Origin of the sequence: Rhodococcus sp. 3258 (assembly GCF_031456475.1) — a bacterium.
Lineage (GTDB): Bacteria > Actinomycetota > Actinomycetes > Mycobacteriales > Mycobacteriaceae > Rhodococcoides > Rhodococcoides fascians.
This window is the reverse complement of sequence record NZ_JAVDUT010000008.1, coordinates 106,743-128,901: the sequence shown is the minus strand read 5'-3', so window position 1 is coordinate 128,901 and position 22,159 is coordinate 106,743. Positions and strand designations below refer to the sequence as shown.

Genomic DNA, 22,159 nt, shown 5'->3' with positions numbered 1-22,159 from the left:
CTGCGTGACTTCTTACCGCCTGCGTGACTTCTTGCGCGGTGGCGGCAGTGCACCCTCGGCCCGCAGCCGAGCCGCGTGTTCTGCCAGCGCCTCGACCAGCGGTCCGACCTGAGCCGACTCCGGCTGCACGTCCACGCGCAGACCGAACTCGACGGCCGTCTCGGCAGTCTTCGGGCCGATGCACGCGACGAGCGTGCGAGCATGCGGCTTACCTGCGATGCCGACCAGGTTCCGCACGGTGGAGCTCGAGGTGAAGCACACCGCGTCGAATCCACCGGTCTTGATCATCTCGCGGGTCTCGGCGGGGGGCGGCGCTGCCCGGACGGTGCGGTAGGCCGTGACATCGTCGATCTCCCAGCCGCGTTCGCGCAGCCCTTCGGCGAGCGTCTCGGTAGCAATGTCGGCGCGCGGCAACAGAACTCGATTGACCGGGTCGAAGACCTCGTCGTACGGCGGGAAGTCCTCGAGCAGTCCGAGCGAGCTCTGCTCCCCCGACGGAACGAGTTCGGGATTGATACCGAACGAGCGCACCTTGGCCGCGGTTGCCTCACCGACACAGGCGATCTTGACGCCGGAGAACGCACGCGCGTCCAGGCCGAATTCCTCGAACTTCTCCCACACCGCGCGAACGGCGTTGGTCGAGGTGAACACGACCCACTGGTAGCGGCCGTCGACCAGGCCCTTGACCGACCGTTCCATCTGAGCCGGGCTGCGCGGGGGCTCGACGGCGATGGTCGGAACTTCGATGGGGATGGCCCCGTGCGTGACGAGGCGATCGCTCATCTCGCCGGCCTGATCCTTGGTGCGCGGCACCAGCACGGTCCAGCCGTACAGTGCGCGAGACTCCCACCAGGACATCTTGTTTCGTCCGGAGACGACCTTGCCGACGGTGACCACCAGAGATCCGACGAGCTCGGATCCCGCGTCGTTGAGGGTGGCCAGTGTGGCCTCGACGGTGCGCTGCTGACGGGTGGTGCCGCGCACGGTGATGGCTGCAGGTGTCTGCGGTGCCAGGCCGTGTTCCACGAGGGCACTGGCGGTTTCGGCCAGGTGCCCCGCCGTGGCGTGCAACACCAGCGGGCCGGGAGCAGCCGCAAGTGCAGCCCAGTCGACCTCGCCGCGAACGTCCGCTTCGGTGTGGCCGGAGCCCAGTGCCATGCCTGCGTAACTGGGTACCGCGGAGCCCGAAGGCAGACCGGGCAGCACCTCGAACGGCACGTGAGTGCGGGCCACGGCACTGACCTCGGCGATCACCGAGTCGGTGGTCAGCGGATCTCCCGAGACCAGACGCACCACATCGTGGCCGTTCTTGGCTTCGGCGAGAAGGGTTTTGGCGACCTCGGCGGGCTCGCCCAGTGCCGGGCGCACCTCGACCCCGTTCTCACCCGTCTCCGCATCGCGAGGGACGTCGGCACCGACGAGAGCGGTGACACCCTTGTCGACGTCGGGATCGGTGAAAGCGAGCTCGGCCGCTCCGAGCACTTCCCGTGCCCGGACCGTGAGCAGAGCCGGGTCACCGGGCCCGGATCCCACGAACAGGATCCGTCCGTTGGTGTTCTTGCGGACTGGGCTCATCGGTTGTTCTCCAGTGCTGTCTTGTATGGGTACTGCAGTTCTATCGGGGTTGCGGTGCCCCGTTTGGGAATCAGCCGGGCAGTGGCGATCGACTCTCTTCGCACTACGGGACGGGTCGCCGCGCGTTTGGCGCGTCCGCGAACGGGTGCCGTTATTGCCCTAGACATGAGATCCGCCCTGTGCTGGTTCGGTGACCGAAACGAGTTCGCGTGCACCGAGATCGAGTAGTTCGCGGGCCAGTTCGCGGCCCAGTTCCTCGGCCCGGTCGGGTGACCCGACGATCGACGCGCGAATGGTGTCGCTGCCGTCGATGGCCGCGACGCAGCCGCGCAGCGACAACTCGTCGAAGATGCGGCCGTCCTCGTCGATGGACTCGACGACCTCGGCGATGGCACCCACCGGCGCGGTGCAGCCGGCTTCGAGTTCTGCGAGCAATCCGCGTTCGGCGGCCACTGCGGCCCGCGAATGTGCATCGTCCAGTGTGGCGATGGAGGCGGCGAGATCGGTGTCGCCACTGCGACATTCGACGGCCAGTGCCCCCTGTGCGGGAGCCGGCAGCAACTGCACCGGATCCAGCGCTTCGGTGACGACGTCCAACCTGCCGATACGGGCCAGTCCCGCCCGCGCGACGATGACGGCGTCGAGCTCACCCGAGGCCACCTTGCCGATGCGGGTGTCGAGGTTGCCGCGCAGGGGCCGAACGTCCAATCCCTGTCCGAGAGCACGCAATTGAGCGATCCGACGAGGCGCGGAAGTACCCACCTTCGCGTCGGCCGGCAGCTCACCGAGCACGAGCCCGTCGCGGGCCACCAGTGCATCTCGGGGATCTTCACGCTCCGGAATGGCAGCGATGGTGAAGCGCTCGTCGGCGGCGGTCGGCAGATCCTTGTACGAGTGCACGGCGATGTCGACGGTGCCGTCGGCCAGGGCCTCACGCAACGCCGCGGTGAACACCCCGACGCCGATGGTCTGCACCGGTGCTGCCGACAGGTCGCCTGCGGTCTTGACGATCACCAGTTCGGCTTCGACTCCCGCCGCAGCGAGAGCCACCCGAACCGTATCGGCCTGAGTGGTCGCGAGAAGGCTTCCGCGAGTACCGATCTTGACGACGCCGGTCATTCCTGATCCCCCTCGGCGGTGGTTCCGGGGCGAAGATCGGTACGGCTTGCCGTGAAGTCGTCGACCAACTCCAGGGAACCGATTTCCATGGGAGTCGCCACGGCCTCGACCGAACCGGGGCTGAGCTCGAACAATTCGCGCAGCGCCGCAGCATAGGAATCTCCGCCGGGAGTGCTGGCGAGCTGCTTGACGCGCACCGTCGGTGAATGCAGCAACTTGTCGACGACGCGGCGCACGGTGCGGGCCACTTCGTCACGCTGCGGGGAGTCGAGCCCGGGCAACCGCGACTCGAGCCGCAGCAGTTCCCCCTCGACCACCTCGGCGGCGCGCTGGCGCAGCGCTGTGACGGTGGGGGTGACCTCGGCAAGTCGTTGTCCCGCAAGGTAACCCGAGAGCTCATTGGAAACGATCTCGCGTGCGGCCGACGCGTCGTTCGCGGCAGCTCCGGCAGCGGGGTCGCGCTGCAGGGATTCCATGTCGAAGACGGTGATGCCCGGCAGACCGGAGACGGCCGGGTCGACGTCGCGCGGCAGTCCCAGGTCGCAGATCACGAGCGGCCGGTCTGCGTCGCGGCGGGCGAGTGCGAGGTGGGCGTCGGCGATGGAGACGACGGCCCCCACCGCACCGGTACAGGTGACGAGGATGTCGGCGGCGGCCACTGCGTCGGCCAGGTTCTCGAGCGCGACCGAGGAGGCGGCGATTCCGTTCGAGACGGCGTTCTCGGCCAGGTGGTCGGCTCGTTCGCGGGTGCGGTTGACGACGGTCAGCGCGTCGATTCCGGCGCGGCCCAGGTGTGCGACGGCGAGTCCGCCCATCGCTCCTGCGCCGAGGACCACCGCGGTGCGGCCGCGGAGCGAGCCGCCGAACACGTCTGCGGCGCGGTCGAGAGCGACGGACACCACCGAGGCTCCGGCGGCGTCGATGCCGGTTTCGCTGTGCACGCGCTTGCCGACTCGCAGAGCCTGCTGCGCGAGTTCGTGCATGACGCGGCCCGATGCCTGCTGACCGTCCGAAGCGGCGTAGGCCGATCGAATCTGGCCGAGGATCTGCTGCTCTCCGATGACCATCGAGTCCAGGCCACTGGCCACGGCGAACAGGTGCTCGACGGCTGCCTCGCTGTACCGAACGTAGGCGTGCTTGGTCAGGTCGGCGATTTCGAGGCCGGAGTGCTCACCGAGAACTTCGCCGACGGCGGTCAGTGCGCCGTGGAACGCGTCGACGACCGCGTAGATCTCGACGCGGTTGCACGTGGAGACCACCATGACCTCGGAGATGTTTCCGCTGGCCATCAGTTTGTCGGTCAGTTTCGGGCGATCGGTGTCCGTGATGGCGACACGCTCGAGGACTGCGACGGGAGCGCTACGGTGCGATATCCCGACGAGAAGGACACTCACGGTGCAATCACCGATCCGTTTCTTGTCGAACTGTTGACTGGGCTTGGATTACCGGCGATGCGCGGGCCGTGACTGCGGCCCAGACGCGAGGTGGAAGGCAGTGGTGACGCCAACACGGGCGTCGGCACCGGGGCCGTCACGATCGTCGGCCCGGACACGTTGCGGGAGCTGTTGAAGGACAGAACCTGCATCTCGACGGCCAGGTCGACTCGGCGTACCTCGACGTGGTCGGGGACGTCGAGCACCATCGGCGAGAAGCTCAGGATGCACTCGACTCCGCCCGAAACGAACCGGCCCGCCACCTGGTGGACGGCCTCGTCGGGAGTGGCGATGACACCGATGGTCGCCTCGAGTTCGCGGCAGGCGTCTTCGAGCTCGTCGATATGCCGAACGGTGAGTCCCTCGACCTCGGTGCCGACTCGCGCGGGGTCGTTGTCGAACAGGCCGACCATGGTGAATCCGCGACGTGCGAAACCGCCGTATCCGGCGAGGGCCTGACCGAGGTTGCCCACACCGGCCAGTACGACGCGGTGGCCACGGTCGAGCCCGAGAGCACTGTCGATCTTGGCGCGCAGGCGCGCGACGTCGTAACCGACTCCGCGCACACCGTTGGGTCCGAGGAACGAGAGATCTTTGCGCAATTTCGCAGATCCGACGCCTGCTGCGGTGGCAAGCTCTTCACTCGAGACGATGAGAACGCCTTCGTCTGCAAGGATCGAGAGGACCCGCAGGTATGTCGCCAGACGAGTGACCGTAGCCTGAGGGATGACCCGCTCTACGCCGCTGGGCGACGGGCGCTCTTCGGTCACGTCTGGGGCTCCTCGTCCGAACGGCGTCGATGCCGGTCTTCACGCTGATCCTGCGTTCGTGTCTATTTCACGAATGCTGTTCACACCACGGTAACTGCTTGTGAACGAATGAACAAAGTTGCGCATACCGGCCCTCACCTGCACACGGAGAGCAATCACACGTTCTTAGGGTGCCCTGCCCGGCCCAGATCGGCCCGCAATCGGGGCACGTCGACCTCCCAGTAACTGTGCTCGACACCGTCGAGTAGCACCACGGGCACTCGGTCGCCGTACTCCGCGCGCAGGTCAGGCGATTCGGCCGCGGCCTCGTCCACGTCGATGACCGTCACGGCGACGCCGAATTCGGCGCACACCTCGTGGAGCACCGCGGACGCGTGGGTGCAGGAATGGCAGCCTGCGCGGGTGAGAAGTGCCACGCCGGACGGAGTCGTTTCCATCCGTCCACTCTGACATGCCGGTAACAGAGACGAAGGTCACAGCTGCGCGGTGCGTCGGGAACTGTTCATCGTCGGTAGGTGCCGTCGTGCGACGCTCGTGTCGGACACACGCATTAGGCTGCGAGTGACGTACTGGCGAGGGAGGTGGACGTGGTGACTGACGGGGGCACAGACCTGCCGATCGAGGACACGCCCGATGTCGACATGGTCGACACGAACGATCCGGACGGGGACAAGCAGCGCAAGCGGCGTATTCGCCGGATTCGCAATCCGTTCGGCCCGTCCGATGCGGAGGTCCGCGCCAACGTCGCGGGTGAAGCGAGCGCCGATGCCGCTCTCGCCCTGCAGGTCGAGTCCGAGGGAGCGGTTCCCCGCGATCTGACCGCAGCCGCCTTCTTCGACGTGGACAACACCATGGTCCAGGGCGCGTCGATCATCCACTTCGCGCGCGGACTCGCCGCCCGAAAGTACTTCACCACGGGCGACGTGGCCCAATTCGCTTGGCAGCAAGTCAAATTCAGGGTCAGCGGCAAGGAGAACAGCGAGGACGTGGCCAGTGGCCGCGAGAAGGCGCTCTCGTTCATCACCGGTCGTCCCACTGCCGAACTGAGCCGGCTCGGCGAGGAAATCTACGACGAGATGATCGCCGACAAGATCTGGGCGGGCACCCGTGCCCTCGCCCAGATGCACCTCGACGCAGGTCAGCAGGTGTGGCTGGTCACCGCCACTCCCCTCGAACTGGCGCAGATCATCGCCAAGCGGCTGGGCCTGACGGGCGCGCTGGGAACTGTCGCCGAGAGTAAGGACGGCGTCTTCACCGGCCGTCTCGTCGGCGACATCCTGCACGGCATCGGCAAAGCTCATGCGGTGCGGTCGTTGGCCGTACGAGAAGGCCTCAACCTCAAGCGGTGCACCGCGTATTCGGACAGCCACAACGACGTGCCGATGCTCTCGCTCGTCGGTACCGCGGTCGCGATCAACCCCGATCCGGACCTGCGTGAGCTGGCGAAGAACCGCGGCTGGGAAATTCGCGACTATCGCACCGGACGCAAGGCCGCCAAGATCGGCGTTCCCACTGCGCTGGCCCTGGGCGCGGTGGGCGGCGGTCTCGCCGCGGTGATCGGTCGCCGTAAGGCCTGACCTCGCCCGTCCGTCGGATCAGAGCGTCAGTTGCATCAGGGTCAGGTCCAGCCAGCGCCCGAACTTGACCCCTACCTCCGGCATCTGTCCGACGCGAACGAATCCGAACTTCTCGTGCAGTGCGATGGACGTGGTGTTCTCGGATTCGATGAACCCCACCAGCACGTGGACGTCGCCGCCTCGGGCCCGGTCGATCAATTCGCTCAGCAGGGCACTGGCCAGGCCGCGGCGATAGAAGTCGCGGTGGATGTACACCGAATGTTCCACCGAGTGCCGGTAGCCGCTCTTGACTCGCCACTGGCCGTACGACGCGTAGCCGGCGACCCGGCCGTCGACCTCCGCGGTGAGTACCGGGTACCCGGCAGCGATCCGTCCCTCGAACCACGCTGTGCGATCGGCGAGGTCCACCTGTTCCTCGTCCCAGATGGCGGTGGTGTTGGCGACCGCATCGTTGTGGATGTCGAGAATGTCGGGGAGGTCTTCTACCGTGGTGTCGCGAATATGCACTGGCAGAGGATAACCCGAGCTATCCGAGAAAGACGTTGCGTCTCTTGGCAAGCAGTCGGTACAACGTGTGCTGAATGGTTTCGCGCACGTGGTCGGTCAGCTCGAAGAGCACCATCGGATCCTCGAACGCGGTGGCGTCGTAGGAGTCGGTGTGGATGGGCTTGCCGAACTCGATGTACCACTTCGACGGCAACGGAATCAGGCCCAGCGGCCCGAGATGCGGGAAGAACGGTGTCACCGGGAAGTACGGCATCCCCATCAGTCGTGCCAGCGGGGCGATGTCGCCGATCTTCGGGTAGATCTCCTCTGACCCGACGATGGAGCACGGAATGATCGGCGCACCCGTTCGCAGCGCAGCCGAGACGAACCCGCCGCGGCCGAACCGCTGCAACTTGTACCGCTCACTGAACGGTTTGCCGATGCCCTTGAAGCCCTCCGGGAACACGGCGGCAACTTCCCCGGTGCGCAGCAGCCGCTCCGCGTCGGGATTGCACGCCAGCGTATGCCCGGCCTTGCGGGCGATCGTGCCGACGCCGGGCATCTCGAATGCCATGTCGGCAGCCAACATTCGCAACGGCCGGTGGGCAGGGTGATGATCGCGCACGGCAACCGACGTCATCAGCGCATCGACCGGTACGACTCCGGCGTGGTTGGCCACGACGAGCGCACCTCCCTCGGCGGGGATGTTCTCGATGCCCTTGACCTCGACGCGGAACCATTTGTCGAACAGCGGACGCAGCAGCGGCAGCCAGACGGCATCGGCGAAGTGCGGGTCGTAGCCGAACTCGTCGACGCTGTAGTCGCCGGCCAGGCGTCGACGCACGAACTCGGCGACCGAGGAGATCTGGTCGACGATCGCGGTCTTGGTGTCGTCGATCATCGACAGCACGGGTGCCGCTTCTGCGGCGATCGTGGCCGCAGAAGCGGCGGGGGTCGGGTCCACCAGCGGCGTTGGCTCACGTGGATCGGCGTAGGCCGATGGGTGCCGCTCGCGTGAACCCTGCGCTGCGCGGGCGGACCGCGCGGACGCGCCGCCGTGCAAGGGAATTACTTTGGCCACGTCGCTCACCTGTCCGCTCCGGATTCTCGCGCCGTGTCGGCACTGCCGAGCGAGGCCAGTACGCGCGCCGCGGACGCGCCCGTATCGACGGCCCCGAGCAGCCGATTCTCGATGGCGTCGACCCATTCGGTTCGGACGACCGGCCGAAGAGCCGCGCCGCGCACGAAGTCGTCGAACGCCTGGACTGTGGTCCACCGAGGCTCGAACCCGAGCACGGACCGCATCCGTGTGGTGTCCAGCCCGCAGCCGAAATGGAAGTAATCGAGTTGCTCGGTCGTGAATTCGCGCATCATTCCGCCCATGAGCGCCCGCCCCACGCTCTTGAACAGTGGAAACGGCACCGGAACCTGCACGCGACCGGCACGTCGAATCGCCTGCGACAGCATGATGGTGCCGTCGGCACCGATGTTGAACGTGCCCGCCGGCCCGCCGATGGTCGCGCGTTCGAGGGCCGCAAGGGCGTCCTCCTCGTGCAACAACTGCATGCGCGCGTCGCGTCCGACGATGCTCGGGATCAGCGGTGACGTCATGTACCGGGAGATGGTGCCGTTGAGCCGCGGGCCGATCAGTGGGGCCATACGCAGGATCGATACCGCGATATCCGGGCGACGACGACCGAGTCCGCGAATGTAGCCCTCGATGTCGATGGTGTCCTTGGCGTACGCGCCGCTCGGTGGGCGTCGGGCACTCATCTCCTCGGTGAATTTCACCGGATCCTTGGCGCTGCATCCGTATACCGAGGACGACGACCGCAGGACCACCTTCTCCACGGTCGGCGACTTCTGGCACACCGCGAACAGCTGCATGGCTCCGATGACGTTGAGGTCTTTCATCGTCGCGCGGCCGCCGGATTTCGGAGGCTTGGCGACCGTGGCCGCATGCACGACGGTATCGACGCCGGCGTTACGAATCACCTTGCCGATCAACGGGTTTCGAATATCGGCACGAACGAATTCCGCGCGACCCATACGTCGCAGCAGATCTTTGCTCGGAGATTTCTCGTCGACAGCGATGACACGTTCGATGCGAGGGTTCTGAGCGAGCCGGGTAACGAGGTATCCGCCGAGGAATCGACTGGCACCGGTCACGAGCACCACCCGGGGCGCGGCAACACCACGATCGCTCGGACTCACTGCGCCTCCCCAACTTCGGCTCCCGTGCCGAGCCTACTGGATCTACAGGTTTCCGCGAGGTCTGAAAGGAAAGGTGCCACTCGCCTTCGAACGAGCAGAGCCCGCCACCGATGGTGACGGGCTCGGCCGTGAAGCAGATGACGGCAGGCTTATTTGCCGAGTTTCCTGCGCTGCACGCGGGTACGACGAAGCAGCTTGCGGTGCTTCTTCTTCGACATGCGCTTGCGACGCTTCTTGATCACTGAACCCATGCGGGTGTCCTCACGTTCTTCTCTAGCGTTTTCGCGCACGCCGTTTGCGTACGCCTACCTGACAACCAAGCCCGAAGGCTTCGAGCCAACAACCTTGGTCACCGAGCTGGCGCTGGGGCCACGTACTCGCCCACGGCTGCACACCGGCTGGCTGGCACGACGAACGCCAATCCTACCGGTGTGAGCCGTGACTTACGAAACCGGCCCGGTCTTACGACCTAGCTACGTGCACTAGCCTGCGTCGAAATACGAGGTCTCGAGATAGTCGTGTACCGCCTTGGCGTGCACACGAAAAGATCGACCCACCCGTACTGCGGGCAGCTCTCCGCCGTGCACCAGTCGGTACACGGTCATTTTCGAAACTCTCATCAGAGTCGCCACCTCGGCGACAGTGAGGAACTGTGTTCCGGCCAGAGCCGGTTGACCGTCCGGGGACGAACCCTTGGACGGCTTGTTTATAGACGCCATCAATCCACTTACCTCCGGCACGTCTCATGCGGCAGGCTTCCCCTCCTGCCGAACAGACACGCACGTGCTGCCCCCGAGCCTATAGGGACAGATGGGGTTACTGCGACGGGTGTGGGGAAAAGATTTTTTATTCTGCTGTGATGCCCATCTCAATCGATCGGGCGTTGGCTGCACCGAGAGCATCGAAAAACGCAGCTCGGAGGCCGTTTCGCTCCAATTCGCGCACCGCCGCGGCGGTCGTTCCGCCCGGGGAGGTCACGGCGTACCGAAGCTCGCTGGCGGACTCGTCCGAGCGATCCAGCATCGCTCCCGACCCCACCATCGTCTGTGCGACGAGTGCAGACGCGACATCCCGGCTCAATCCCAGGCCCACTCCCGCGTCGATCATGGCCTCGGCGACCAGGAAGAAATAGGCCGGACCGGACCCGGACACGGCCGTCACCGCGTCGAGCTGATGTTCCTTGACGACGACGACCTTGCCGACGGCCGAGAGGATGGAGCGCACGAGCTCGAGGTGCTCGGCGCGGGCGTACTTCCCCGGGGCCAGCACACTGACGCCCTCCCCTACCAGCATGGGGGTGTTGGGCATGACCCGTACGACCGGGAATCCGGCGGGGAGCTTGGGCTCGAACTTGGCGGTGGGCACGCCTGCGGCGAGCGAGACGATGAGTTGTTCGCGGTCACCGTCGAGCTCGATCTTGGTGATCTGATTCAGTGCGCCCTCGACGTCGGCCGGCTTGACCGCCAGCACGATGACGTCGGCTCCCTCGGCCGCGTCGGCGACACTGGCGGTCAGTACTCCGAAGTCCTTCGCGATCTCTTTGGCGCGCGGCTCGGACTTCTCGGCGACCACGAGGTCGCGCACGGCGTGACCGGCCTCGAGGAGTCCCGCAATCAATGCCTCGCCGATCCGTCCGCCACCGATCACTGCAATTCTCGTCATACGGCCAAGCCTGCCATGTCAGTTCGAGCGCGGCACCATCGCCAACTGTCGGCTCTGCACCACCACGGCACCGGTCGAGTCGAGTATCAGGTGGTCCTCCTCGAACCAGGTGCTGCCGATGACGGAGCTGGTCGCTGCCACTCGCAGCCACCCCGGAGCCGGGCGGCGACGCAGATATGTCGTCAGCTGGACCGTCGGTGCCCAACCGAACATTCCGCGGTTCATCGTCACCGGGGCCGAGATGTCGCCTGCCATCAACGCGAAGAGCACCGACGTGTCGGCGTCGGCTTCGTCGCCCGCGAAGGGGCGCACCCACAGTCGAATTTCGGCCTCACCCTGCTGACCGGTGAGAAACGATGCCGACGACGGTTCGATCCGCATCTCGCAGCCCTTGGCCACGTGCACGATCGACGCCATGGGGTGATCGCCTGCCACCGCGAGGGTGTCCGCAGGAGGCTCCGCGGCCATCGACGCCAGCGACAACGGGGTTTCGTGGTTCGGTTCCTCCGAGTCGGGCCGACCGAGGGTGACCACCGCCCGCACTGCGACACGTCCGGCCTGAGTCAGCTCGACGTCGACGTGCGAGACCTGCCTGCCGCGCTTGCGCACGATCGTCGTGAGCGCCACTTCGCCGGGATCGGGCGCGGCCAGATAACTGACGCTGACGGCCAGCGGCTGGATCTCGACCTGGGCCGGGTCGATCAGCACGATCTGCTGACGCGCCGCGGCCGCGCAGATGGCGAGCATCGCCCCGCCGTGCACTTTGGGGCCGATGGTCCAGGTGGAATCGATCGCACCGGCGAAGGACGCCGTGTCTGCGGAGACGTCGAGTGGGACCAGTGTGGTTGCGGCCCGGAACGGGCTGGTGGAACTCATTCCGGACAACTTACCGGCAGTCAGGACAGGTGTGCGCGGGCGAACTGCAGCGCCTGGTCCAGCATCGACGAACGCTCGGGCACCGTGCGCGCATTCTGAGTGTTGATCTCGATGACGGCTTGGCCGTCGAATCCACGCCGCACCAGTTCGGTGCAGACCTGGGCGCAGGGCTGGCTGCCGTGCCCCGGGATCAGATGCTCGTCCACGGACGCGCCGCGGCCGTCGGCCAGATGCAGGTGCGCTATCCCGTCGCCCATCCGGTCGAGCATCTCGAGTGCGTCCGAGCCTGCGGTCGCGGTGTGCGAGAGGTCGAGTGTGTAGTGGCCGTGACCGACGTCGGTCGGGTCGTACGACGGCGAGAACGCCGACAGGGCCGCTCCCGGGCCTCCGCGTCGTTCCAGCCGTTGGGCGGATTTCTCCTTGCGCCCGAAGAATCTGTCGGCACGCATCGGGAACATGTTCTCCACCGCGACCACGACGTGGGAATTCGATTCCAGTTCCGCCACCTGATCGGCGAATCCGTCGCTGTACTTGCGCTGCCAGCGGAACGGCGGATGCACGACGACGGTCGCCGAACCCAGCTTCTCGGCCACTTCGACCGACCGGGCCAGTTTGACGATCGGATCCGATCCCCACACCCGCTGTGAGATCAGCAGACACGGCGCATGGATGGCCTGCACCGGTATCGAGTACTCACGTGACAGCGCAGCCACCGCATCGACGTTCTGACTGATCGATTCGGCCCACACCATCAGTTCGACGCCGTCGTAACCCAGATCGGCGGCATAGCGAAACGCTGCCTCGGTGTTTTGCGGGTACACCGAGGCCGTGGACAATCCGACCTTGATTCGCTTCGCCGCCATCGTTGTCGAAGCTCAGCCGGTACTGAGCTGGAAGGCCAACGGACCGAGCGTGACGAACACACCGACGGCTATGGCAATGACGATCGAGACCAGATCGTCGGTACGCCGGAGAATCCTCACGACGGCGACAAGACCGACGATGACCAGCACCGACAGCACCAGTGCCACCCATGGCAACACGTCCCACAGCTGCTCGAAGCCCTTGAACAGCAGCGCACCGACGACGATCGACACCACGGCCTGCCCGATGAGCACCAGCCACTGCCGAACCGCGCCGCCCTTGCCCTTGACCGGGGACTTGTCCTTGCTTCCCGTGTCCTTGCTCGCCGTGTCCTTGCTCGCCTTGTCCTTACTCGCCGACTTGCGTCGATCGGCACGCGAGCCGGTGCTCGCGGTGTCGGCGGTCTTCGGGTCGGCGGTCGTCGAGTCGGCGGGGCCTTCGTCGGTGGTCGGCTTCGTGAGGTCGACCACCTCGGGTATGACCTGAGTGCCGGCCTCGTCGGCCGATTCGTCAGTGGCCTTCTCGCCGGCGATCTTCTTGTCAGCGGTCTTCTTGTCGGCGGTCTTCTTGTCGTCGACCTCGTTACCGCGCGTGATGCGCGGGGTGACCGCGGTCTTCGCCAGGTCGTCCACCTCGACGAGAGCGGCATGTGGGCTCTCCACGAGCGGCGCACGCGAGGTGACGTCGGTCTTGGGTTCGGCGGATTCGGTCGAACGCGGCGGCTGGAATCCCGCCGATCGACGGGCCCGTCCCTGCTCGGCCTGGGTCGACCCGTACGGGCGTCGCTCCGATCCTTGCGCGGCAGGAGCAGCGGGCCGCAACCCGCGCGCGGTGTCGTCGTGAGATCGATTGAGCAGGTCTCCGGCGACGGTCGTGGAGCCCGACAGCAGTTCCGGTTCGGGCTGCTGCTTGTCGCGCTTGCCTGCCGGTTGGTACGGGGTCGGGCGGGTGCTCTGGGGCCGGGCCGGTTGCGGCCTGGACGACGTGGTCGTGTCGCCGTCGGATGCGCTGCTCGTGGTCTCGTTCGCAGCGGTATCGGGAGCTTCGTCCCGCGGCTCGTCGACGACGGGTGCGCTGCGGTCGCCGGGTTCGTCACGAACGACGGGAATCTCCCCGGTCAGTTCGGCCACGGAAATGCCGCCCTTGACGCCTCGCCGGCGTCGCCCTCCTGCCGTCAGGTTGGTCTTCTGGCCGTTTCTGGCCAACAGCTCGGCGACCGAGATCTGCCCGGTGTCTTCCGGGTTGGCGTCGCTCATCTCGAACTCCCCACCAGATCGCCGTCGGCTTCGGTGTCCAGCTTCCTCAAAATCAAACCTTCCCTCAGCGCCCACGGACAGATCTCGAGTGATTCCACCGACAGTGCCCGCATGCTCGCCTCCGCTACCAGCGCCCCGGCCACCAGTTGTGGTGACCTGTCGGCACTGATGCCTTCCAATTCTGCACGGTCGGCGGCCGTCATCCGCGATATGAACGCGATGAGTTGCCTCAGACCGCTCGCCGTCAGCGTTCTCGTCACTCGCGGACCGGCCGCGGAAGGCGCAGCACCGGTCAAGCGAGCCAACGAACGAAATGTCTTCGACGTTCCCACCGCGCGGTCCGCATCGCCCGCAGCCAACAGTTCCTTGGCCGGTGTCGCGAGTTCGGCATCCAACCAGTCACGAAGAACGGCGATACGACGCTTTCCCGGAGGATCCTCGTCGAGCCAGTCCCGAGTGAGGCGGCCGGCACCGAGCTGCAGGGAGAACGCCACGTCGGGATTCTCGTCGCTGCCGCTGGTCAGTTCCAGCGATCCGCCGCCGATGTCGAGTCCGAGGATGCGCCCGGCGCTCCAGCCGTACCAGCGGCGCACGGCCAGGAACGTCAATCTGGCCTCGTCCACGCCGGACAGGGTTTCCAGGGCCACTCCGGTCTCGGCGAGAACCCGCGCGAGAACGTCGTCGGAGTTGTAGGCGTCGCGCACCGCGGAGGTGGCGAACGCCATCAGTTCACTGCAACCCGACCGGGCGGCGATGGCGGCGAACTCACGCACCTCGTCGACGAGCCGATCGGCACCTGCTGGAGTGATGTTGCCGAACGCGTCGGTGTTCTCCGACAGGCGCAACGTCGCCTTGCTCGAGCTCATCGGCGTCGGGTGTGCGCCACGGTGTGCGTCCACTACGAGCAGATGCACCGTGTTGCTACCGACGTCGAGCACCCCTAATCGCACAACCCCACGGTACTGGGTCTACCGTCGTCGTTTGTGACAGCAGGTCGTGAGCAGCAGTCGTTCGCTGCAGAGGTCGAGTTGGATTTCCCGCGAGAATGGGTCGAGTTTCCCGACCCCGACAATGCCGAACATGTCATTGCCGCCGATCTGACGTGGCTGTTGTCCAACTGGACCTGCGTGTTCGGTACCCCCGCCTGCCAGGGCACCGTCGAGGGTCGCCCCGACGACGGTTGCTGTTCGCACGGCGCGTTCCTGTCCGACGAGGACGACAAACGCAAGCTCGACGAGTCGGTGAAGTTGCTCACGCCGCAGGACTGGCAGCTGATGGACAAGGGTCTGGGCAAGAAGGGATACGTCGAATACGACGATCTCGACGACGAGCAATCTCTGCGCACGCGGCGGTACAAGGGTGCGTGCATCTTCCAGAACCGACCCGGGTTCGAGGGTGGCATCGGGTGCGCATTGCATTCGATGGCGCTGCGCAAGGGCATCGAGCCGCTCGAGGTCAAGCCCGACGTGTGCTGGCAGTTGCCCATCAGGCGCACCCAGGATTGGGTGACGCGGCCCGACGGCTCCGAGATTCTCAAGACCACCATCGGCGAGTACGACCGACGCGGTTGGGGCGAAGGCGGACTCGATCTGCACTGGTACTGCTCCGGCTCACCCGACGCGCACGTCGGAGCCAAGCAGGTGTTCGAGTCGTACAAGCCGGAATTGACCGAGCTGCTCGGCAAGGCCGCGTACGAGGAGTTGGCGTCCCTGTGCAAGCGTCGTCGTGGCCTCGGTCTGATTGCCGTACATCCGGCTACTCGTGAGGCCCAGCGCCGGTAGAGCGGCTGGCGCCGCACGTGAGTGGAAACTCGTAGCCCACTACGCTTTTCCACTCACATGCCGCAGGCTCTACCCCTCGAGCTTGTAGCCCAGACCGCGCACGGTGACGAGATGCTCCGGCTTGGCCGGGTCGGTCTCGATTTTCGACCGCAGTCGTTTGACGTGCACGTCGAGAGTCTTCGTGTCGCCCACGTAGTCCGCACCCCACACTCGGTCGATCAACTGGCCCCTGGTCAAGACCCGGCCGGAGTTGCGCAGCAGGTATTCGAGCAGGTCGAACTCCTTGAGCGGCAACGTGATCTGATCGGATCCGACCATCACCACATGCCGTTCGACGTCCATCCGCACCGGCCCGGCTTCGAGCACTCCGGTGTCGGTGCCGCCGTCGACCTCGGCGTCACTGCCGCGGCGCAGTACGGCGCGGATACGAGCGATCAGCTCACGGGCCGAATACGGCTTGGTGACGTAGTCGTCGGCACCGAGTTCGAGCCCGACGACCTTGTCGATCTCACTGTCGCGCGCGGTCACCATGATCACCGGAACGCCTGAGCGCGAACGCAATTGCTTGCACACGTCGGTGCCGCTCATTCCGGGAAGCATCAGGTCGAGCAGCACGATGTCTGCGCCGGCACGATCGAATTCGGCCAGAGCCGACGGTCCGTCGCCGACGACGGTGGCCTCGAACCCCTCTTTGCGGAGCAGGAAGGCCAGTGGATCGGCCAACGACTCTTCGTCTTCCACGATCAGAACGTTGGTCACTGATTCTCTCTTTCTGTAACCGCGGCGTCGTCTTCTTCTTCGAAGTACGCGGGGATCTGGAGGGTGAAGGTGGATCCGGTGCCCAGCTTGCTCCACAGCGAAATGCTGCCGTTGTGGTTGGCTGCGACGTGTTTGGCGATAGCAAGGCCCAGGCCTGTGCCGCCGGTAGCCCGCGACCGAGCTTTGTCGACGCGGAAGAATCTCTCGAAGACGCGTTCCTGGTCCGCCTTGGCGATACCGATTCCGCGGTCGGTGACGGCGAACGCGACGTTCGAGCCGCGCAGTGCCCTACTGACCGAGACGGGTGAACCGTCGGAGGAGTACGCGATCGCGTTCTGGATGAGGTTGGCGAGCGCCGTCACCAGTAGCGCCTGGTCGCCGAGTACTTCGAGCCCGCTCGGGTGGTCGGTGGTGACGGAGATGCCCGCGTTCTCGGCAGCGAGTTTGGATCGGTCCATCGCCTCGTTGACGACGGTGTCCACGTCCACCACTTCCAGGTCGGGCAGTTTCTCGGCCCCCTGCAGACGCGACAGTGCGATCAGCTCGGTCACCATGTTGCCCAGGCGCTTGGATTCGGCGACGACCTTGCCGCCGAAGTGCCGAACGGAGTCGGGATCGTCGGCGGATTCCAGCAGCGCCTCGGCCAGCAGGCTCATGGCACCGACCGGTGTCTTGAGTTCGTGACTGACGTTGGCCACGAAGTCGCGACGCGTGGCCTCCATCCGTACCTGCTCGGAATCGTCGTCGGCGAAGAGAACGACGAACCGTCGGTCTTCTTTGCTGAGAAGTCTCGCGACGCACCGGACAGCGATCTTGTCGCGGCCGGGCCGGGGGGCCTTGGCACTGAGATCGACTTCGACGGGATTGCCGTCGGACAGCACTTTCGTCGCCGCGGCCCACGCCCGCTCGTCGATGGAACGGTTACGCACCAGGCCGAGCTCCTCGGCCCGAGGATTCGACAGCACCACGTCGTGAAATTGATCGACGACGGCGATACCGCTCTCCGACGCCAGCACGATCAGGTCCAGTACCTGCGACATCGTCAATCCGGAGGTGGCGCGGCGGCGCTCCGAGTGTCGAGTGTTGAGGTACGGGATCAGAACACCGCCGACGAGGTATCCCACGAAGGCCGCGGCAATTGCCAGTAGTACGGCCGATGCAACACTCACACCGGAATCGTACGTTCGATGGACGGCTCACATACGCAGGGTGCAGGCATTTCCCTGGTCGTCATAGCCCTCGTCGGCAGTGTTCTTCGTTCGTTCACCTGCAGTTTCGACAAACTGCCGGTTTGTGCGTGGCGGAGTTACTTACCGCCCTGGTTTGCCACGGCAGCCGCACCCGCAGCCGCTGCTTCCGGATCCAGGTAGGTGCCACCCGGATTGGTCGGCTTGAGCTTCCCGTCGACCTCGGTGAGGTCGTACTGCAATGGGATGCCGGTGGGGATGTTCAGTTCGGCGATGTCCGCGTCGGAGATCTCGTCGAGGTACTTCACAAGTGCACGCAGCGAGTTGCCGTGTGCGGCGACGAGCACGTTCTTGCCGGCCTTCAGATCGGCGACGATCGTCTCCTCGAAGTACGGGATGAGCCGTTCGACGACGTCGGCGAGGCATTCGGTCAGCGGAACGCTGTCCAGGTCGGCGTAGCGGGGATCGGCATCCTGGCTGAACTCGCTGCCTGCCTCGATGGCGGGCGGCGGCGTGTCGTAGCTACGACGCCACAGCATGAACTGCTCGTTGCCGTACTTGTCCTTGGTCTCGGCCTTGTTCAAGCCCTGCAGTGCGCCGTAGTGCCGCTCGTTCAGACGCCAATCGCGCACGACGGGGATCCAATGCCGCTCGGCCGCGTCGAGCGCGAGGTTCGCGGTGCTGATCGCGCGGCGCAGCAGCGAGGTGTACAGCAGGTCGGGCAGTACGCCCGCCTCGGCGAGGAGCTGGCCGGCGCGCTTGCCCTCGGCCTCGCCCTTCTCGGTCAGTCGCACGTCGACCCAGCCGGTGAACTGGTTGGACGCGTTCCATTCGCTCTCGCCGTGACGAAGCAGAATCAGGGTTCCGATACTCATGTGGTCAGTTTCTCATGCGGGACGCTGGGGAGTGGAGCCTGCGGAACGACCTAACGCTGGGGGTCGTGGCCCGCGTGCGACGAGCACGCCGACGACGACGATCATGACGACCGCGGTGAGGGTGATCGGGATGGGAATGATCGGGTCGAACAAGACGAGCACGGCACCGACCGGAACTGCGATGTTGACGACGCGATCCGCGTGGGCGCGGATGGCGATCAGCCAGACGCCGAGGACGAATATCGCAATCGGAACCGTGACGGTGAACGACGCGGCGACGTCGCCGAGCTTGCTGTGTTCGGTGAGCACATCGATCTCGACCTCGATGCCGGCCGAGAACGCGCCCGCCGCGGCGAAGATGAAGTAGTGCGTGTAGCCGTAGATCAGCGAGTTGCCGAACTTTCCGATGGCCCGGTGATGCGGCGGCCAGAAGTAGATCCACCACAGACTCGCGGTGACGACGAGGGTGAGGACGGAAATCGAGATCAAGGGTGCCAGCGCCGTCTCGTCGTGCAGCGCTTCGATGATGGCGTTGGCCGATGCGAGCAGACTCTCGCCGAGCAGTATCAGCGTGAACAGCCCGTAGCGTTCGGTGATGTGATGCGGGTGCCATGGCGTCGACCCGCTGCGTTCGGCGATCAGTGGAACCGCCATTTCCGCCGCTGCCAGGACGAAGAACAAGACGACGGCGGCTATGCCGTCGAACAGCACCAGCCAGAGAATCCACAGAACTTGAACGCCCGCAATGCCTGTCGCGTATGTCAGTGCGGTCTTCTTGTAGTCACCGGTCCGAGACGCTCGAACCCATTGCGTCACCATCGCCACGCGCATCACGACGTAGCCGAGCACTACGACCGCAAAATCCTTGTCCACGAACGCCGATTCGACTCCGGCGGCGAGCACCAGCACGCCGGCCATCTGTACGACGGTCAGCGTTCGATAGAGCCAGTCGTCGGTATCGAAGGACGTGGCGAACCACGTGAAATTCATCCACGCCCACCAGATCGCGAAGAACACGAGGGCGTAACTGAGCAGGCCGTCGGCGACGTGGTTCTCGGTGAGCGCGTGATGGAGTTGCACCGCCGCGATACTCACGGCCACGACGAACACGAGGTCGAAGAACAATTCGAGTGGACTCGCCGCGCGATGCGGTTCGTTCGGATCGCGCGGACGCATCTGTACCAGCCGGGCCGTGGAAAGATTCACGAAGGCAGAGTAAGGCATCCGATTCGCGAATGTTGTCGTGATTGCGTTGCCGTAGTTGCCTTTACGGACATTTCGGGCAGGGTCGACGGTACGGCGTTGGCGATTTACGGAACCTCCCACCCTTTTGGGCGACCGCGCGCCGGGGTTCCCCGCATAGCGGGGGTGCGAGGTCCGGAGAAAGGGTGTGAGGTTGCGGGACTACTCCCCCAGCGCCGCCCCGATCTCGCCGACCCGAGCGCCCACGCTCTGATCAACCTCTTCGGTGTCGACGAAATAGCGCCGAAACACCGAGCGCATCAATTCGATGACCTCGATGTGTTGCCTGATCGCGACAGCCGCCGACCGTTCCTCACCATCGGCCAGTCGCTTGAACTTGCGACCCAGCTGTTGAGCTGAAGGAAGCGTTCCGAATGCGTCGAGATCGACGAGAAACTCCGTCTGCTGCACCATGCCCTCCAGGTGGGCGATGTACGTGACGCATGCAGCGTCGCACTGCGCCGCAACACCTTCCGGTATATCCAAAATTCCGGCTGCGGCCTGATCCGACAAGCGCCTCCAGTTCTGCATCGAGTCGAACAGATCCCCGGGGTCTTGTCCCACAGTCATACCCTCCAGTTCAGTTCGATATAGGTGGGAGCGATGCGCGCGTGGTGCGCGCAATATTCTCGATTTCCACACACGGATCTCTTGCTGGCTCGCTCGCCGCGCGAGTGTCGAGGACGAAATACACCAGACCCTTCTCCACCTCGAATGCCATGCCACAACTTCGTCCGGCGGGGCGATCGGCGCGGAGGAATTGGTATCCGCCGAGACCGTCGACTTTCGAGAATTGATTGAAGCGGTCGTTCGCCTCCAGATCGTCCAGCGAGTGGAAGCCCGAGAACGCGCCCAGGAAGTACCACGATCCAGGGTCAGGGTCTGTCCAGATACACGTCTTCCAGTCGTTCGACAGCGGGGCGTCTCCGAACAGGTTCGAGCTTTTACTGTCCACATCCAATCCCGCGGCCTCGACGGCATTGTCCGGGATGGTGCAGGGATCCCAGGGCTCGGTGGCGATCGGCGCAACGCTGGTCGACGTCGGCAACGCAGCATTCGGTGCACTCGGCGTCGACTCACCACATCCGGCGACCAGCATCATCAGTCCGACCACACCCGTAACCCAGCGCCCCGTTGCTCTCACAACTGGTTGGACGCGGCGAGCCCCGACTCGGTTCCCCGGCAACCTCACACCCTTACTACCGACTGCGCGCCCCCACTCTCAGGAGCAAGGGCGCGAAGTCGACAAATGCGGTGTGAGGTCATTACCCAGCGGACATCAGCCGCAGTTCGACGGTGCCGGCTCTCCTCGGAATCGTGCGTCCACGTAGGCGTAGGCCTCGGGCAGTCCGACGATCGATCCGCTGAAGTGCTCGGCGAGTGGATACGCCCGGAACTGCACGGTTGCCCCGGCTGCGCAGTAGCGGTCGACCGTCTCCTTCACCGGCGCGTAGGGGGTGATGAAGTCGTTGATGCCGTGCCAGATGTACACCGGGGCCGTGGGGACGCCGTCGTAGTCGACGAGACTGTTCTTCTTCAGTACCGCCTGCGCAGAGGGCAGGGACGCGATGTCGACGTTCGACAGATCTCTCGCGCTCTTGAACGCTCCGCCGATGATGATGGGGCGCCTGCATTCGTTGCTCACGCGATCTCGCAGGGCCAGGCCCGCTGCATTCAGGTTCTCCGAGACGGGGAATTCCGTCGGGTATTCACGTTCGAGTCCGAGTGATGCCGCGAGTGCCATTCCGAAGGCGGGGTGGGGAATCGCGCTGTAACCCAGGTTCTGTGCGATCAATCCCAGGTCGGCCGGGGTTCCACCGTGCACGCTGGCCACGATGTTCAGCTCCGGCGCGTAGGTGGGTGCCATGGCACCGGCCCACGAGGTCGCCAGTGCACCTCCCGAGTAACCCAGCAAAGCAACGGGACTGTCCTTCAGCGGCAACTGCTCGAAGTTCTGCACGGCCCGCACACCGTCGAGCGTCAAACGACCTTCGTACTCCGCGGCTCCGTAGGCTCCGGTCGGGCCGAGGTAATCCGGCACCGCAACCGCCCACCCGCGGGCGACCATACCGACGTACAGGCTCGGCGCTTCACCGATCTCGTATGTGAAAAGACCATGCGACGGTGCACATTTGACGCCCAGAGCATTGATGACGGCCTGATAGGACACCAGTGGGGTTCCCGCGCCCTTGCCTCGCGGCATCAGCACGGTCGTCACCGCGGCGACGGGTGCACCTGCGGAGTTGGTGGACCGATACTTGAGTTGCCAGATGTCGGTGTTGGGGTACATCCAGGCGTCGGCCCGTCGGCTGGCCAGGATGTCACCCGGCGCGTGATCGGCGATGTCGGCCGGTGCCGCGTAGAAGACGTCCGGATCCGGGGCCGTCGGCGCGGGAGCCGCCGAAGCTGTTGTGCCCACTGCGAACAGGGACGCGCAGAGTGCCACCAGGATGGACCCCAGGGTAAAGAATTTTCGGATCACA

The 22,159-nt window shown here is 65.4% G+C and carries 24 protein-coding genes; 2 read left to right on the top strand and 22 right to left on the bottom strand.

From position 1 onward, the window contains the following. Positions 1-12: 12 nt before the first annotated feature. The 5 genes from J2X62_RS21485 to J2X62_RS21465 all read right to left on the bottom strand — a co-directional run bounded on the left by J2X62_RS21485 (position 13) and on the right by J2X62_RS21465 (position 5,334). On the bottom strand, positions 13-1,575 hold the full coding sequence (locus J2X62_RS21485) for a bifunctional uroporphyrinogen-III C-methyltransferase/uroporphyrinogen-III synthase (protein ID WP_027498347.1): 1,563 nt from the start codon (positions 1,573-1,575) through the stop codon (positions 13-15). A gap of 159 nt (positions 1,576-1,734) precedes the next feature. Next, positions 1,735-2,694, bottom strand: a complete 960-nt coding sequence (gene hemC / locus J2X62_RS21480) for a hydroxymethylbilane synthase (protein WP_167327507.1) — start codon at positions 2,692-2,694, stop codon at positions 1,735-1,737. Further along, positions 2,691-4,088 (bottom strand): glutamyl-tRNA reductase, encoded by a 1,398-nt coding sequence (locus J2X62_RS21475; protein WP_094622736.1) that lies wholly within the window; start codon positions 4,086-4,088, stop codon positions 2,691-2,693. The genes hemC and J2X62_RS21475 overlap by 4 nt, the downstream gene beginning before the upstream one ends. Continuing rightward, a complete protein-coding gene (locus J2X62_RS21470) occupies positions 4,085-4,897 on the bottom strand; it encodes a redox-sensing transcriptional repressor Rex (protein ID WP_310183246.1) in 813 nt (270 codons plus the stop codon). The genes J2X62_RS21475 and J2X62_RS21470 overlap by 4 nt, the downstream gene beginning before the upstream one ends. Before the next feature lie 155 nt (positions 4,898-5,052). Further along, positions 5,053-5,334 carry a glutaredoxin family protein gene (locus tag J2X62_RS21465; RefSeq protein ID WP_027498351.1) on the bottom strand — a complete coding sequence of 94 codons (282 nt, stop codon included), beginning with the start codon at positions 5,332-5,334 and terminating at the stop codon, positions 5,053-5,055. A gap of 204 nt (positions 5,335-5,538) precedes the next feature. Here J2X62_RS21465 and J2X62_RS21460 point away from each other — a divergent pair, with 204 nt between their 5' ends. Then, a complete protein-coding gene (locus tag J2X62_RS21460; protein WP_045840673.1) occupies positions 5,539-6,474 on the top strand; it encodes an HAD family phosphatase in 936 nt (311 codons plus the stop codon). Between the two features lie 18 nt (positions 6,475-6,492). Here J2X62_RS21460 and J2X62_RS21455 read toward each other — a convergent pair whose 3' ends face one another. The 10 genes from J2X62_RS21455 to J2X62_RS21410 form a co-directional block, all read right to left on the bottom strand. Further along, the gene (locus J2X62_RS21455) at positions 6,493-6,981 is read right to left on the bottom strand and encodes a GNAT family N-acetyltransferase (RefSeq protein WP_027498353.1); all 489 of its coding nucleotides are present in this window, start codon (positions 6,979-6,981) and stop codon (positions 6,493-6,495) included. A 19-nt stretch (positions 6,982-7,000) separates the two neighbouring features. Continuing rightward, positions 7,001-8,050 (bottom strand): lysophospholipid acyltransferase family protein, encoded by a 1,050-nt coding sequence (locus J2X62_RS21450; protein ID WP_027498354.1) that lies wholly within the window; start codon positions 8,048-8,050, stop codon positions 7,001-7,003. Beyond that, complete coding sequence (locus J2X62_RS21445) at positions 8,047-9,174, bottom strand: NAD-dependent epimerase/dehydratase family protein (RefSeq protein WP_228139283.1); 1,128 nt, start codon at positions 9,172-9,174, stop codon at positions 8,047-8,049. The genes J2X62_RS21450 and J2X62_RS21445 overlap by 4 nt, the downstream gene beginning before the upstream one ends. 149 nt (positions 9,175-9,323) lie before the next feature. Then, complete coding sequence (locus J2X62_RS21440; protein WP_003402602.1) at positions 9,324-9,425, bottom strand: 30S ribosomal protein bS22; 102 nt, start codon at positions 9,423-9,425, stop codon at positions 9,324-9,326. Between the two features lie 231 nt (positions 9,426-9,656). Beyond that, positions 9,657-9,893: a helix-turn-helix domain-containing protein gene (locus J2X62_RS21435; RefSeq protein WP_008713658.1), complete on the bottom strand. Its 237-nt coding sequence runs from the start codon at positions 9,891-9,893 to the stop codon at positions 9,657-9,659. Positions 9,894-10,020: 127 nt separating this feature from the next. Then, a complete protein-coding gene (proC, locus tag J2X62_RS21430; protein ID WP_027498355.1) occupies positions 10,021-10,836 on the bottom strand; it encodes a pyrroline-5-carboxylate reductase in 816 nt (271 codons plus the stop codon). 18 nt (positions 10,837-10,854) lie between these two features. Further along, positions 10,855-11,712 (bottom strand): thioesterase family protein, encoded by an 858-nt coding sequence (locus tag J2X62_RS21425; RefSeq protein ID WP_048316267.1) that lies wholly within the window; start codon positions 11,710-11,712, stop codon positions 10,855-10,857. Between the two features lie 20 nt (positions 11,713-11,732). Then, positions 11,733-12,575: a sugar phosphate isomerase/epimerase gene (locus J2X62_RS21420; RefSeq protein WP_032365210.1), complete on the bottom strand. Its 843-nt coding sequence runs from the start codon at positions 12,573-12,575 to the stop codon at positions 11,733-11,735. A 12-nt stretch (positions 12,576-12,587) separates the two neighbouring features. Continuing rightward, positions 12,588-13,832 (bottom strand): hypothetical protein, encoded by a 1,245-nt coding sequence (locus J2X62_RS21415; RefSeq protein ID WP_310183228.1) that lies wholly within the window; start codon positions 13,830-13,832, stop codon positions 12,588-12,590. Further along, positions 13,829-14,782, bottom strand: a complete 954-nt coding sequence (locus J2X62_RS21410) for a Ppx/GppA phosphatase family protein (protein WP_032365208.1) — start codon at positions 14,780-14,782, stop codon at positions 13,829-13,831. Before J2X62_RS21410 ends, J2X62_RS21415 begins: the two co-directional genes overlap by 4 nt. Before the next feature lie 33 nt (positions 14,783-14,815). On the opposite strand from J2X62_RS21410, the gene J2X62_RS21405 reads away from it, so the two are divergent. After that, entirely contained in the window at positions 14,816-15,613 is a 798-nt protein-coding gene (locus tag J2X62_RS21405; RefSeq protein ID WP_027498360.1) for a hypothetical protein, read from the top strand. A gap of 69 nt (positions 15,614-15,682) precedes the next feature. Here the strand turns inward: J2X62_RS21405 and J2X62_RS21400 are convergent, their stop codons facing one another. From J2X62_RS21400 to J2X62_RS21370, 7 genes are all read right to left on the bottom strand, one after another. Further along, the gene (locus tag J2X62_RS21400; protein WP_027498361.1) at positions 15,683-16,372 is read right to left on the bottom strand and encodes a response regulator transcription factor; all 690 of its coding nucleotides are present in this window, start codon (positions 16,370-16,372) and stop codon (positions 15,683-15,685) included. Beyond that, positions 16,369-17,541: a cell wall metabolism sensor histidine kinase WalK gene (locus J2X62_RS21395; protein WP_027498362.1), complete on the bottom strand. Its 1,173-nt coding sequence runs from the start codon at positions 17,539-17,541 to the stop codon at positions 16,369-16,371. The genes J2X62_RS21400 and J2X62_RS21395 overlap by 4 nt, the downstream gene beginning before the upstream one ends. A gap of 137 nt (positions 17,542-17,678) precedes the next feature. Then, positions 17,679-18,434 carry a phosphoglyceromutase gene (locus J2X62_RS21390; RefSeq protein WP_027498363.1) on the bottom strand — a complete coding sequence of 252 codons (756 nt, stop codon included), beginning with the start codon at positions 18,432-18,434 and terminating at the stop codon, positions 17,679-17,681. A 12-nt stretch (positions 18,435-18,446) separates the two neighbouring features. After that, entirely contained in the window at positions 18,447-19,610 is a 1,164-nt protein-coding gene (locus tag J2X62_RS21385; protein ID WP_204847102.1) for a low temperature requirement protein A, read from the bottom strand. Positions 19,611-19,838: 228 nt separating this feature from the next. Continuing rightward, positions 19,839-20,246 carry a hypothetical protein gene (locus tag J2X62_RS21380; RefSeq protein ID WP_205913143.1) on the bottom strand — a complete coding sequence of 136 codons (408 nt, stop codon included), beginning with the start codon at positions 20,244-20,246 and terminating at the stop codon, positions 19,839-19,841. Positions 20,247-20,256: 10 nt separating this feature from the next. Next, the gene (locus tag J2X62_RS21375) at positions 20,257-20,778 is read right to left on the bottom strand and encodes a DUF3558 domain-containing protein (RefSeq protein ID WP_310183215.1); all 522 of its coding nucleotides are present in this window, start codon (positions 20,776-20,778) and stop codon (positions 20,257-20,259) included. Between the two features lie 177 nt (positions 20,779-20,955). Then, positions 20,956-22,137: a lipase family protein gene (locus J2X62_RS21370; protein ID WP_032369918.1), complete on the bottom strand. Its 1,182-nt coding sequence runs from the start codon at positions 22,135-22,137 to the stop codon at positions 20,956-20,958. Positions 22,138-22,159 lie beyond the last annotated feature (22 nt).